Genomic DNA, 14,167 nt, shown 5'->3' with positions numbered 1-14,167 from the left:
AACTCTGAGTGCATCAGATTTTGTCGTGCAAGCGTAGATGCACGTATAGGATTCATATAGCAGTCCTAAATCACTCGTGAAAAGTTATTATTACGCTTCCAGACAGCTTTATAATGATTAGAGGACCTCCCCACTCGCTGGGGAAATCAGTTGAATGAAAATCGGTCACCATCAGGGGCGACCGCACCACCAGGAGGAGTTGTCATGCCCGTCTACACCGTCGCCACCGAGCTGGGCCGACTCAACCGTACCCAGATGGAGAAGCTCGCCTACGGCATCACCACGATCCACGGCGAGGAGACCGGTGCCCCGGAGCCGCTGATCCATGTCGTCTTCACCGGCTACCCTCAGGGCGTCGCCTGGTCGTCGGGCCGGCCGAGCGCACCGAACGTCATCCAGGCCAGCATCCGCGCCGGCCGCTCCCAGGAGGTGCGCGTGCGGATGATGGAGCGGATGACGGCACTGATGTGCGACGTCACCGGGGTGTCCGCCCGCGATGTGATCGTCGCCCTCTTCGACTTCCCGCCGCACTGGGCCATGGAGGCTGGCATGGTTCTCCCGCCCACCGAGAAGGAGGCCGAGGCCGCGTGGGACGCTGAGTTCTACGCCCGCTACCCCACGGACGAGCAGACGTCCGACGCGTGACTTGCAACACCGCCACGGCCTGCCGCAGTGACTACGTCTCAGGTTCGCGTCGGTCTGTCTTGTCCGCTCCCCACTCTCTAGGTGTAGCGAACTGCAAACGTCGGGAGATAAAACTGCAAACAAGGCGATTTAGAAACCACATTCTTTGCAAATAAAAGGGGTCTCAAAACCACATTAGGTGCAAATGAAACCACAATCGCTGCAAACAAACTGCAAATATAGTACGCGAAACCACATTCTCTGGTCTATTCATCTGAAAACCGCTGTAAACGGCTGCCCATATCTTTGTTGCCGTGCTAAATACATCATGCGTATTTACTTATCTTCACATAGTTTGGTTTTTTTAAGTCGTTCTACTTAGATCCCCGACAACTTTTACGAAGTCGGGAATCTGGAGACTGCGAATTTGAACGAAATCAGATAGGATTGCTATAGTAGAGGCGCACAGATGTACGCCTGTACAACCGATTCATTGTTTGTCAAGATTTTTTAAAATAGTATTACATAAGCGATCACATCAACTATATATACTCAATTTATCTTGCAGTTCTCCAAAATCAAAAATGTTAGTGCTGATAATTCATCCTCTTAATATCCAACGCCCAAAATTAACTATTTTTATTCTCTAGCAATCACAATATCGTTGGACTTAATCACTGCGTAAGCTTCTTTTCCCTCAGATAGTTCCAACTCTTCTGCGGAAGCTCTGGTGATAATAGAAGTTAACTCGACTTTGTGAATAATCTCCAGAGTCACCTCACTATTAACAGCTCCATAAACAACTCGTTTAATGACACCTTTAAGAATATTGCGAGAGCTAACTTTTAGTGATTTCTTTTGAATACTACTTTCTATATCAGACTTTTGAATGTAGACATCTTCCTGTTTTTCCTGCTGAGTTGGTGGTAAAGAGTGCTGATTGAGACTACGCACGAGTTCCCGCAGAATCTCAGTCTTGGTGCGTTGAGAATGTTCGCAGAACTCCTCTAGAATCTTCCGCTCCTCCTCTGAAGTTTGAAATGTGACCCACCCTTGTTCTTTCCTTGGCATAATAATATTATCAATTTTGGTTATCTTGATACGATTCTACCAAGTATCAATTCGATGTGTCGTTTTAGTAATAACATTTTTTTGTCAGGATTTTCGACGTTTTTTCTGATACAGATAAGTTTATTAATATTTTTTTTGTAGGTGCAAAATATTTTGTTACTTGAGAATGTCTAATCGTCAGCCCCTTCTCTGCAAGACGCTACGCAAACGAGGAAGTCAAAAGTCACTCATTCAAAAGTCAAATTTTTTGAACCCTATAAATGAATTTAGGCGATGCACGCTCACTAGCCGAAGTGGGCTTGCACTTTTTTCTTTCTGGTTACTACATTTAATACCAACAAGGATGGTATAACATTGGGCTATGGTATTTGTTGGAATAGCGATGCCTAGATTGGGCTACGCCTACACAGGGGTAATCTGGCAGAAAAAACCGAAAAGGCGATCGCGTCAGTACCGTAGGATTATTTAACGTGAGTTCACAGTAGGGGGATGAAACACCTAAAATCGCGCTCTCAAGACCTGCGGAGTTTATTTGAGAACAATATCACCATTGAATACGTGGCAGAACCCCTCAAAGCTATGCCAGCTGACGCAGAGGTGAAAGAAGTGCTGCATTGGATGCAGGCACAAAATTTTGATGTTATCGGCATTGAAACGGGAGATATTATTAGCGGTTATGTAGAACGCTCTAGTTTGATTCAAGGCAAAGAAGGCAAGTGTAGCGACTATCAACGAGTGTTTCATCCAAAAGAATTAATAGCCATTTCCACCCCACTTATAAAGTTGCTACCCATCCTGCAACAAACTCCGCGATTGTTTGTCTTGGACTGCAATCAGGTGAGTGGTATTGTTACTTGTGGCGACTTGCAGAAAGCACCCGCGCGAATGCTATTGTTTGGCTTGGTAACGCTGCTAGAAATGAATTTGCTGCGGCTGGTGCGGATTTACTATCCCCAAGATTCTTGGCAAAAAGTTCTCAAACCTGAACGCTTAGAAGTTGCTCAACGGCTATGGCGAGAGAGCCAGGAAAGAAACGAAGCTACCGATTTGTTAGATTATTTGCAATTCTGTGATAAGCGAGAGTTAATTTTAAATCAACCAGAACTTCTCCAGCAACTGGGACTAAAGTCCAAGCGGTTTGGCGAACGCTTCCTCAAGTCTGCTGAACAATTGCGAAACCGATTAGCTCACGCCCAAAATTTAGTTAGTGGTTCCTCTTGGACAGAGTTGATTTCTCTAGCAGAGGCGATGGAAACGCTATTAATTCGCTGTGAAGAAGTTGAGTGAAGTGGTCAGTTTTCTTTAACACTATTGAACCAGCTTGTTAAATCTGCTGCTGTCGAGAAATCTAATAGCGCCTCGCTTAAATCCTCTAATTGAGTAAGAGACAATCCTTCAATCTGCGATGTCTACGACGGGCTACGCCTACGCAATTCTAGAGCAACTATACCAATTCGCCGAGGAAGTAAGCGCATGACCACTGAAATGCCTCTTCTCATCTCCCCTGCTCAATTCCTTGCTCAATTCCTTGTCTAATAATTCTTTGATAGACTACAGATTTCTGCATAAGCTCCTCTGGCAAAAGGCTAGTGATTAGATTGTTGTCATATTTTAACCCTGCAAGCAACTGAGTACAGGCTGAGATATTTCGCTGCTGGCTTTGAGCTTTAACGCGGCTTGTTGAGAGAATCACTTACATGAGTTCCTGTATAATTTGGAACCCAGCCTTCAGCGATTGCAAAATAACGTACTGCTTTGAAATTCAACGATGCAGTTGGGCTGCACCAATGCTCAACGCCAGCGGGGATGTAGAGATAATCTTGTGCCTGAACTAAAAGCTGTACCTGGCTGCCATTAGGTCGCACGAAACCATAGATCATCTCTCCTGCCAACATGTAGAGCGGTTCAGCCGCAGGATGAGTGTGGTAACGGCCGTAGGTTGTTATCAGGTGGTGAAGATTAAAGGAACCTGGATGCACATTTAGCAAGTCACACCAGATAGCGCCATTTTCTTGCTGAATAAATTCAAAGACGCTGTTATGGAGTTCTACACAATAACGTTTCTCAGACTCTGTTAAAACGTCCTGGTCTAGCAGGTTGGGGAAGAGGAGCGATGTTCCTGGGTCGTAGTGTCTGAGTTGAATGCTAAGAGGGGCAAGTTCACGAGCTATTTCGCCTAAATCACTCTCAATTGTGCCGTCGTCAAGTAGTAGGTTAGCCATGACAAAAAGACTAATTAACTGTTAAGAAGAGTATACTCAACTTTGAGCTAAAAAGCCACAATTCCCGATTGACAAACCGGGGTTTAATTTATTCGTGACTCCTGTTAATTCACTCCCCATTACCTCTTATCTCCAGAGAGCCTTCCCCGTTTACAGAATAAATTTATCGCCAGAATGATGCTCATTGGTACCACTAGCATCTAAGCTAGTACGGGTGAACTATATCTAGTATGGAATGTCTGACTTAATTCTGTTTTGGCATAGGCGCGATTTACGCATTTCTGACAATACGGGACTGGCTACAGCAAAACGGCAGAGTCCGAAAGTGGTGGGCGTGTTTTGCCTTGATCCGAATATTCTGGAACGGGATGATGTCGCTCCTGTAAAAATAACTTATATGATTGGCTGTTTAGAGAAACTCCAAGAGCGATATGCCCAAGTTGGCAGCCAGTTATTGATACTCCACGCCAATCCTGTACAAGCGATACCAGCTTTAGCCGAAGCTTTAACAGCCAAAGCTGTTTTTTGGAATTGGGATGTAGAACCTTATTCACAAGAACGCGATCGCACCATTATAAGTGCCCTCAAAGAAAAAGGCATTGAGTTTCTTAACCAAAACTGGGATCAAATCCTCAACTCCCCAGATGAGTTACGCACGGGTGGTAACAGTCCTTACACGGTTTACACCCCCTTTTGGAAAAATTGGATTAGCAAACCGAAGGCTCAACCAGTAGAAACACTGCAAAATGTTGAGGGGTTAACGGAAGCAGAACAGGAAATTGCAAAACTTGCAGGAGCGATCGCATTACCTTCAGCGAAAGATTTAGGATTTATTTGGGATGAAGAATTGATTATTTCACCCGGAGAGGCGGCGGCGCAAGAACGATTAGAGGAATTTACTACTAAAGCTATTACTGAATACCAAGAACAGCGAAATTTTCCCGCAGTTGATGGAACATCGCAACTGAGTGCAGCTTTGAAATTTGGCGTAATTGGCATTCGCACCGTTTGGCAAGCCACGATAGAAGCAAAAGAAAATAGCCGTAGTGAGGAAACAGCAGTTAATATTCGCACATGGCAACAGGAATTAGCTTGGCGAGAGTTTTATCAACATGCAATGTATAATTTTCCCGAATTGGCTGATGGTGCTTTCCGCGACACCTTCAAAAACTTTCCTTGGCAAACTAACGAAGAATATTTCCAAGCTTGGTGTGAGGGGAGAACTGGCTACCCGATTGTAGATGCAGCAATGCGTCAGTTAAACGAAAGCGGCTGGATGCACAACCGTTGTCGGATGATTGTCGCCAGTTTCCTCACCAAAGACTTGCTAATTAATCCTCAATTGGGAGAAAAATACTTTATGCAGCACCTGATTGATGGTGATTTATCTGCCAATAATGGTGGTTGGCAATGGAGTGCTTCTAGTGGCATGGACCCCAAACCTGTGCGGATTTTCAACCCAGCTAGTCAAACACAAAAATTTGATCCAGAGGGGGAATATATTCGGCAATGGGTATCAGAATTGCGGTCTGTAGATCCAGAATATTTAGTTACTGGTAAAATTCCATCTTTAGAACGTCATGCTGTTGGCTATCCTGATCCAATTGTGGATCATAAAATACAACAACAGCAGTTTAAACAGCGTTATCAACAGCAAAAAACCCTTAGTAATGGTGAGTAAAATTGTGAATTTTTTAATGTTTATTTAGGATTGATACTGTATCATAATAAGAATCTTGCTATAGGGCTATTTCATTCTTATTTAGCCCGCCTCAGAATGAATTCACCAGTCTAATAGCGAAAGTTGTCTTTAGAGGACTAAGCAAAGGTTATAGTCCGTTAAAACGGACTTTAGCTATGAGCCTGTGAACTTTAGTTCTGGGCGGTTTATGTCTAGAACGAAATAGCCCTGTCTTGCTATAGAGCGATCGCATCTAAATAAGTAGTCAGACAGAATTAATTACACAATGTGATTGCGAGCGATCGCAATGACTGTAAATATTTTTGTCCGACTACTTATTGACGAGAGACGTAGCAGTGCTACGTCTCTCTTACGCATTGACAAATGAGATAATAAATGGAGTAATAAAACAACTGGAATCAAACAGATAAGGAACACCAATTTATGACCTCAACCACAACTTACACTTACGATGTCGATGGCAAAGTGATATCTGAGAGGACAGACAACAACAGTGATGGGATAATAGACTCAGTTATTACCTACCGCTATAACCTGACATCCGTGAGCCATGACAACAACGGCGACGGCAAAGTTGATGATGTCGAAACCTATACTTATGATGCCAAGGGCAACCTGACATACACGAGCAGTGACAACAACGGCGACGGCAAAGTTGATGATGTCGAAACCTCTACTTATGATGCCAAGGGCAAGCGGACATACTTTAGCCGTGACTATAACAGCGACGGCAAAGTTGATTATGTCTTAACCTCTACTTATGATGCCAAGGGCAACCTGACATCCCAGAGCATTGACGACAAAGGCGACGGCAAAGTTGATTTTGTCGAAACCTCTACTTATGATGCCAAGGGCAAGTTGACATCCACCAGCCGTGACGACAGCGGCGACGGCAAAGTTGATTCTGTCATAACCTATACTTATGATGCCAAGGGCAACCAGACATCCTATAGCTCTGACAACAACGGCGACGGCAAACTTGATTCTGTCGAAACCTCTACTTATGATGCCAAGGGCAACCGGACATACTTTAGCCGTGATGACAACGGCGACGGCAAACTTGATTCTGTCGAAACCTCTACTTATGATGCCAAGGGCAACCGGACATACTTTAGCCGTGACGACAACGGCGACGGCAAACTTGATTATGTCATAACCTCTACTTATGATACCAAGGGCAACCTGACATCCCGGAGCGATGACGACAACGGCGACAGCAAAGTTGATTCTGTCGAAACCTATACTTATGATGCCAAGGGCAACCTGACATCCGATAGCTCTGACAACAATGGCGACGGCAAAGTTGATTCTGTCATAACCTATACTTATGATGCCAAGGGCAACCTAACATCCTATAGCTCTGACAACAACGGCGACGGCAAACTTGATTTTGTCGAAACCTCTACTTATGATGCCAAGGGCAACCTGACATCCCGGAGCGATGACGACAACGGCGACGGCAAAGTTGATTTTGTCGAAACCTCTACTTATGATGCCAAGGGCAACCTGACATCCGTGAGCCGTGACAACAACGACGGCAAAGTTGATTATGTCGAAACCTCTACTTATGATGCCAAGGGCAACCGGACATCCGTGAGCTATGACAACAACGGCGACGGCAAACTTGATGATGTCTCAACCTCTACTTATGATGCCAAGGGCAACCAGACATCCTATAGCTCTGACAACGACGGCGACGGCAAAGTTGATTCTGTCTCAACCTCTACTTATGATGCCAAGGGCAACCTGACATCCTATAGCTCTGACAACGACGGCGACGGCAAAGTTGATTCTGTCCAAACCTCTACTTATGGACGCGCATCCGCTAGCTATGACTTCAACAATGATGGTGTAATTGATGCAGTTGGCATCTACAGCTACGATTTTAACGGCAACCTGAAATCACAAAAAATTGACAATAATGATGATGGCATTTTTGATGAAGTCACTGCTTATAGTTACGACGCTAACGGCAAACAGACTGCACAGGTAGCTGACAAAAATAATGATGGCATCCCTGATGAGATTACCACTTTCAACTACGATCGCAATGGCAAACTAATTTCCGCAGATATTGACAACAACAGTGATGGCATTACTGATGCAGTTGCCACTTATCTGTATGATACCAATGGTCAATTAATCAGCAAAACCACCACAGACGGAAATGACAAACTAGTTGGTGGTAATGGTAATGACATCCTCAATGGTGGCGCTGAGCGTGATACCCTTACAGGCGGTTGTGGATCTGATAAATTTGTGTTCAGTAGTCTGAGTGATTCGCTGCTGTCTAGCTTTGATAAAATAACTGACTTGAACATTTCTCAAGATCAAATCGATAGGCTGTATGCAGTTACCGCTGCTAATTTAGTTCAACTTGGCACTGTTGCGAGTCTAAATCTCTCAGATGTACAAAAGATATTGACTGCAACTGCTTTTGTAGCTAAAGGTGCGGCAACTTTTACCCTTGGTACAGGCAATAAGGGGCAGACTTTTCTGGCACTCAACGATAACACTAATGGATTCTCTGCCCTCACGGATGCTGTGATTGAGATTAGTGGCTACAAAGGCAGCTTGAATAATTTAGCAGTTGTCTAACTTCATGCTGCTGACCAAAACTAGAGCGCCGATTCGTACCCTTTGTCCAAATTTGAATTTATTATCCCCCTTGCTAGAAAGCTCCCTACCTCCTATCTCCTTCAATGAACCTTATTAGGCGCAGAGAACACAGAGAAAACAGGAATTATGGACATCATAGTTACGTCTTCACAGGTAAACGAGAAATTGTCCATAAGATGAGCAGGAAGATTAAGTAAATTGTGCCAACCAGCCCAAACTCAATCAGAGGAATATAGGTTACTTCGTAAATTCTGCCTAAGCCGCGTTCTGTCAGTCCATAAATGGCCAGTACACTCACTAAAAAGGCTCCGTAGATAGTACGTTTAGTCAAGATACTAATAGGTAAACCGTGGAGTTGGGTAAGCACTAAAATGCCAAGAAAACCAAAGAGAAATGTTGGCCACTTGCTTTGTCCTAGCATCAGTGATACAACAACACTATGTAAAAGCACCGTAATTTCCAAAGTGAATGTCCACCAACGGTTTACATGGGTGCGGTTAAAGATCAACGACGATTGCAGCAGAAGCAAGAACATATAGAGAAAACCAATTAAGTGCCCCAAAGTCGCTTCCATTGGATGATACCAAAACGTATAGATAGCGGCGAAGGAGAAAAAGTAGCCGTGGTACAGCTTGATAATTTGCAAAAACTGTTGATGAAATGAAACAGAATTGCCAAAAAACAAACCGCGTCGAGGCGTTTCTAAAATCAATACGAACACCAGTAGGAGTATAACTGCACCTTGGGAAGCCCAAATTGAAGTATCTTGAGCTAAAGCATCGTACCAAATATAGGTCTGAAGAAAGTGTAAAGCGATGAATGCACTATTAATGGCAAGCATGAGGTAATTAATCGGGTGCAAGGCTGATTTGTATTTCAACTGCGATCGCTGCGCCCACAAGATACACGCCCAGATGCTAAACTGATGCCCAAGGTACATGCCCCAAGCCGTCGCTCGACTCCAAAAGGTTGGGTTGGGAAGCTTCCAGTAGTACCAGTTTAATCCTTGGTCAGGAAGTTTAGTGATGCTTGCAGGAATGCTACCACCGATCCAAATTCCGTAGGTGAGAAGGATGCTTACAAATATGCCTAAAAACAATACTCGCCGACCTGTCATACTAATTTTAGATTTTAGATTTTAGATTTTATATTTGGGATTAAAAGTCTTTATTACAAGGCTGTTCAAAAAATTATTAATCTTGGTTATCAAAGCCTTCTAAATCCTTACCTTTTTACTTTGAAATCAGGATTTTTAGGCTACACGTTTTGTGTTTGGTTCAGATGCGCTTTTAGTCACTCGCAAACTAATAGTCAAAGCTATCAGCACTACTAAAGATCCACTCAAAAAAGGAGCAGAACTCCCAAATTTCATAAAACTAGCCCCTGCCCAGGTTGGGCCACCGATGCGTGCCAACGCAGAGCAAGAACTGGCAATTCCTAATATTTGTCCTTGTTCTTCTGGGACTGTCATTTGGGAAATCAGGCTGTTCAATATTGGTTGACTGACACTAATTCCCCATGCCACAAGTGTGGTGGCGACCAACAATAAAATTAAGCTTTGTGAGAATCCAATTAGCAGTAATCCTAAACCTAACCCTAATATCCCCAAGATAAGTAACTTTATTTCACCCAAATATTTCTTGAGGAAGCCAATCAGTCCTCCTTGAATAATTGTGCTGACAATCCCCATGAAGGCAAAAAGATAACTAGTTTGTTGAGGACCCCAGTTTAATTGCTGCTTAGACCATAAAGCCAATGTCGAGTCCATAGCCGCAACAGCAAAGGTTACTGAAAAGTAGATGCTAATAAGTATACAAAACTGGGGACGCTGTGATAGATGTAGCAAGTTCAGCCTTCGCTGACGGTAATGATGAGCTTTGATTTTGGCTTTAGTCTCAGAATTTAGAGATTCTGGAAGTAACATCAAAGCACAAAGCAATGCCAATAAAGATAATCCGGCTGCGAACAACGATGGAAGATGGAAGTTAGCGTTGTCTCGATCAGGCCCGACCAGAAGACCTCCAATCGCTGGGCCAAGAATGAAGCCAAGACCAAAAGCTGCCCCGATTATCCCCATGCCACGAGCTCGATTAGTTGGCGTGGTAATATCTGCTATGTACGCCTGAGCAGTAGCAATATTCCCTGCCATAATCCCGGCAAGACTACGAGCAATAAACAAAATCCATAATGAGTTGGCAAAGCCTAACCCAGCGTATGCAACTACAGAACCGAATAAAGTAAGTAATAAAATCGGACGGCGACCGTAGCGATCGCTAAAGCTGCCCCATAATGGTGCAAATAAGAACTGCATTAAAGAGTAAATAGCTACAAGTAGAGTCGCTTCATTAGGTTTTGCGCCGAATTGTTCAGCATACAAAGGCAGTATCGGCAGGATAATTCCGAAGCCGAGCAAGTCTATAAATACAGTCAAAAATAAGACGAATATAGCCCTGCTATTATTTTTACTCTCCATAGGTGCAATTCCATTTTCTCAAAAATATGTGTAACTTAAATTAGTTTTATGGATATTAGGGAACACTTGATAATAAAGACCCATAAATGCAACCAGTAATCAGTTTAAGCAAAGTGCTTTAATTTCAGAGTGGTTGAGCAAAATAGCGTGGAACAAACCCATTATAAAAATCAAGCCAATAATACTACTAATGAAAGCAACTATGAACTCGTGCTTTCGTATAGCTTTTTGGATCTTAGCGTCGATGATGCTTTCTAATTCTTCGGATGACATTGACTTCAGTTTGGCTAAAGATAAGAGTTATGTGAAACTTACGAACTTATACCAATTCTTTATGAAACTAGACAAAATCAAGCTTGGTGAGAGAATGGGCTTAAGCCTATTGTTCGGGAACAACCTCATAGGTAATCGGTATTACAGAAGTTTAAATATGTCCGAAACCTCTAACTTATTAAATGAAAGTTATTTCGACACCGTGGCAGTGTCAAGTGCGTTGGCGTAGTTTCAAAACAGCACCTGAAATACCAAAAGCTAATATTGCCAAGGTATAAGTTGGTTCGGGAACTGCAATAATGCTTACCTGATTAATGGCCAAGCCGTATTCTGGCTCAGAACTGCTAAAAACGAGTCGCGAAATGTTTGGAGTGTCACTACGAATTCCTAAGAACACTGCCGAATTATCTAATGCTAGCGACGAAGTACTTAGAACTGAGAAACTACCCAACAGGTTATTAGCGTTATCAAAAGCGGTAATAAAAGTTTCAACTTCTGAATTACTAATGTCTACAGCTATCTGAGCACCAGCGCCAAAAACAGGCTGGGCAAAACTAATGCTAAAAGGCCCTCCGTTCCCCTGAGTACGAGGATCAGGAACACCAGGAGGAAGAGGTTGAAAACCTGTTGGGTCTATACCTCCGAAAAGAATAAAATCTCCTTGGGCGAAGTTAGTCCGAATGCCAGGTGGAGGTAAAGTTTGAAAGACAAACGGTGGAGTAATCTGAGGATTACTAGTTGGAGCTATATTTATATCCAACCCTAAACCACCTTGCGATGTTGCTAAAAAAGAGTTAGGTAAAAAAGCAGAAAAATCAGGAGCAGAAGGATTGAATACTTTACCTAAACTTTCCCAATTAACTTCATCGTTGCCTCCTAAAACAGAGCGTTCAGTTACTAGAAATGTAGCTGCTTTAACTGGTAATGGGAGAACCGTTATTATAACTGTAATTACTGGTAAATATTTGACAGATAACTTCAATAATTCATTTTTCCTAAATCTCACAAGGCTTACTCCTTAATTTCGTAGAAAAATATCATCAAAATGCAAAAATTCAACACCCAGGATCAGGCAATGCATTGCTCTGCTCGAGAGAGTTGTTAGCGTAGTATCTTTGACAGTCGAAGCATCTGCCGTCTTCAATGGTTGTGTTGCAAAAACTTTTTCATGGCTGGTGAGAGTTGACGCAATTCATACATTTACCAGCCCAACCTCATTTTTTGCAACATAACTTTTACCCTGGAGTACAAAGATAATTACTCATGTCTGTACCATTCTCAATTTGTTACTACACCTGAGAGGGTGATGGTTTTACCTTGTTTGCTGTAATCTGCGGTATCAATGCCATCTTTGCTATCAATGCTGTTGTTAGCCTGACTGCCCTTAAATGTGTCATTGCCGCCATTACCAACCAACTTGTCATTGTCCTCTCCACCATCGATTACGTCATTCCCAAGACCAGCAAAGATATTGTCATTGCCTCCACGACCAAAAATCTGATTGTCACTACTAGTGCCCAACAAAAAATCATTGTTAGGAGTACCAACAATAATGGACATAATATATACCTTTATATTTATAAAGATCAAATGTATTTGATCGTTGTAATACTCGCATATTACAACGATCAAAATTATAAATTTCTGATGAAATATGCATAAAGATAATTAATGCTTTTTTATATATCTGTAGGACTTACGCGGTGTAAAAATTAACTATGATATGAATTACACATAATAAACGTTTCAGGCACTGAACACAACCCTTATTTGGTCGCATATTGACTGTGTTGGGTGTTAGATATGGCTCAAAAGCCCAAGGTTTTATAGTACATAAGTATTATAAATAAATCCTAACAATAATGACTAATTTGTCTTTAAACCTTGACTGGGGAGGGTGTAAAGAAAAATCTGGTAGGAAATCTACTAAACAGACTTGACATTATACCTAAGATAAACAAGCAAATTGTGAGGGTACAAAATAGGCAATGTATTGACAAAAATTTTGTATTATATGTTACTATTTATAAATAGTTATATGTGTTAAGGCGAGCGATCGCTTCTCTACAAGACGCTAGGCGAATGCTAATGTCTTCTGGTGCGTCCGCTATACGAACGACGAGCACACCTAAATCGAAATTGCCAAGCTTTCAACCGATTTTGTGTAATTTCAGATACATTACCGCAAATGCGCTGATATTTCAATTTCACCTCTTCATAAATTCCGCAAAAACACCGTTACGCTATTTGTACTTGTGATCAAAACTTAGAGCATCCAGTTTATTAGGGCGTGTTTATGACCAACCCTGTAAAGACGGTTATCCAAGTCAATCTGGAGATGGCTCTAGAAGTAGCTCAACAATTGGAGCAAGCTCCATACATTCAACTCAATACTTATTGTTTGGAGATTTTACGCGAGATCGGATATCTTGGTACTGAACTTCCAGTTAACTCACAAACTCGTGATCAGCAGCTAAACTTGATCGCAGGCTTTGCATCTTATGCTTTTAAGGAGGTATAAAGTGTACAAAGCATTAATTGAAGATATATTTCATGATTCCGAAGGGACAGAAGAAACTACTTTTCCTGCCACAGATCAAGATTTGTTAATTTTAACAGAAAAATTTTTAGGGTTTGAAATTCCCTCAAAGGTTTTTTTGCAAGCTATAGCCATTGCTGATTACGACTGTGCAGCTGCTTTTCGCTACGTTGAGAATTATTTGACTATTCTCAAGAATAAGAATAAGCGTAAGCATAAGAAATTACTTGTGTTAGGGTGTTCTACTAGGTTTGACAATAATTGACGTGCTTCTTTACGAGCTAATCCTGAACGAATACGATTTAGATTAGATAATTTGCACTACCGATGTAGAAACGTTGCATTGCAACGTCTCTACACATATTTGTCCCACACAGACAAGCAAGAACAATTAGAATTTATCTAGAAGATAGTACCGCAAGGCGGAAGTCAAAAGCCACTTGTACTGAGCGACTTGTGCCGAGTTTAGCCTGAGCGAACGCGAACAGCGTTTCTAAGAATTGCCATGCCGCAGGCTTTACGCTGTGCTACCCTTGGGTCGGGAACCGCAACGCACTGGCTCCCCTACGTATATTTCCAAAATCAAATATGAATCCTATATGTGCATCTACGCTTGCACGACAAAATCTGATGCACTCAGAGTC

At 42.4% G+C, this 14,167-nt stretch carries 13 protein-coding genes; 6 read left to right on the top strand and 7 right to left on the bottom strand.

Features of this window, described 5'->3' with window-relative positions; translation table 11 throughout:
• Positions 1-204 precede the first annotated feature (204 nt).
• Positions 205-645 (top strand): tautomerase family protein, encoded by a 441-nt coding sequence (locus tag V7L29_RS15380; protein WP_334690075.1) that lies wholly within the window; start codon positions 205-207, stop codon positions 643-645.
• 618 nt (positions 646-1,263) lie between these two features.
• On the opposite strand, the gene V7L29_RS15375 is transcribed toward V7L29_RS15380, so the two are convergent.
• Positions 1,264-1,695 (bottom strand): TOBE domain-containing protein, encoded by a 432-nt coding sequence (locus tag V7L29_RS15375; RefSeq protein WP_334690074.1) that lies wholly within the window; start codon positions 1,693-1,695, stop codon positions 1,264-1,266.
• Positions 1,696-2,184: 489 nt separating this feature from the next.
• Here V7L29_RS15375 and V7L29_RS15370 point away from each other — a divergent pair, with 489 nt between their 5' ends.
• Positions 2,185-2,982, top strand: a complete 798-nt coding sequence (locus V7L29_RS15370; protein ID WP_334690073.1) for a hypothetical protein — start codon at positions 2,185-2,187, stop codon at positions 2,980-2,982.
• Positions 2,983-2,987: 5 nt separating this feature from the next.
• On the opposite strand, the gene V7L29_RS15365 is transcribed toward V7L29_RS15370, so the two are convergent.
• The gene (locus V7L29_RS15365) at positions 2,988-3,086 is read right to left on the bottom strand and encodes a DUF4351 domain-containing protein (protein ID WP_334736032.1); all 99 of its coding nucleotides are present in this window, start codon (positions 3,084-3,086) and stop codon (positions 2,988-2,990) included.
• A 276-nt stretch (positions 3,087-3,362) separates the two neighbouring features.
• Positions 3,363-3,917: a 1,2-dihydroxy-3-keto-5-methylthiopentene dioxygenase gene (locus V7L29_RS15360; RefSeq protein ID WP_334736031.1), complete on the bottom strand. Its 555-nt coding sequence runs from the start codon at positions 3,915-3,917 to the stop codon at positions 3,363-3,365.
• Positions 3,918-4,152: 235 nt separating this feature from the next.
• Here V7L29_RS15360 and V7L29_RS15355 point away from each other — a divergent pair, with 235 nt between their 5' ends.
• Both V7L29_RS15355 and V7L29_RS15350 read left to right on the top strand, forming a co-directional pair.
• Positions 4,153-5,598, top strand: coding sequence for an FAD-binding domain-containing protein (locus tag V7L29_RS15355; protein WP_334736030.1), 1,446 nt, complete (start codon positions 4,153-4,155; stop codon positions 5,596-5,598).
• 444 nt (positions 5,599-6,042) lie between these two features.
• A complete protein-coding gene (locus V7L29_RS15350; protein ID WP_334736029.1) occupies positions 6,043-8,217 on the top strand; it encodes a bluetail domain-containing putative surface protein in 2,175 nt (724 codons plus the stop codon).
• A 160-nt stretch (positions 8,218-8,377) separates the two neighbouring features.
• Here the strand turns inward: V7L29_RS15350 and V7L29_RS15345 are convergent, their stop codons facing one another.
• From V7L29_RS15345 to V7L29_RS15330, 4 genes are all read right to left on the bottom strand, one after another.
• Positions 8,378-9,355, bottom strand: coding sequence for a hypothetical protein (locus V7L29_RS15345; protein WP_334736028.1), 978 nt, complete (start codon positions 9,353-9,355; stop codon positions 8,378-8,380).
• 135 nt (positions 9,356-9,490) lie between these two features.
• A complete protein-coding gene (locus tag V7L29_RS15340) occupies positions 9,491-10,711 on the bottom strand; it encodes an MFS transporter (protein ID WP_334690067.1) in 1,221 nt (406 codons plus the stop codon).
• A gap of 484 nt (positions 10,712-11,195) precedes the next feature.
• Positions 11,196-11,990, bottom strand: a complete 795-nt coding sequence (locus tag V7L29_RS15335; RefSeq protein WP_334690066.1) for a hypothetical protein — start codon at positions 11,988-11,990, stop codon at positions 11,196-11,198.
• Positions 11,991-12,262: 272 nt separating this feature from the next.
• Positions 12,263-12,544, bottom strand: coding sequence for a calcium-binding protein (locus V7L29_RS15330; protein WP_334690065.1), 282 nt, complete (start codon positions 12,542-12,544; stop codon positions 12,263-12,265).
• A 736-nt stretch (positions 12,545-13,280) separates the two neighbouring features.
• Here V7L29_RS15330 and V7L29_RS15325 point away from each other — a divergent pair.
• Both V7L29_RS15325 and V7L29_RS15320 read left to right on the top strand, forming a co-directional pair.
• On the top strand, positions 13,281-13,505 hold the full coding sequence (locus V7L29_RS15325) for a hypothetical protein (protein ID WP_334690064.1): 225 nt from the start codon (positions 13,281-13,283) through the stop codon (positions 13,503-13,505).
• 1 nt (position 13,506) lies between these two features.
• Positions 13,507-13,788: a hypothetical protein gene (locus V7L29_RS15320; protein ID WP_334690063.1), complete on the top strand. Its 282-nt coding sequence runs from the start codon at positions 13,507-13,509 to the stop codon at positions 13,786-13,788.
• Positions 13,789-14,167 lie beyond the last annotated feature (379 nt).

Origin of the sequence: Nostoc sp. (assembly GCF_036916575.1) — a bacterium.
In the GTDB taxonomy this organism is placed as follows: domain Bacteria; phylum Cyanobacteriota; class Cyanobacteriia; order Cyanobacteriales; family Nostocaceae; genus Nostoc.
This window is presented reverse-complemented; position numbering and strand designations above follow the sequence as displayed.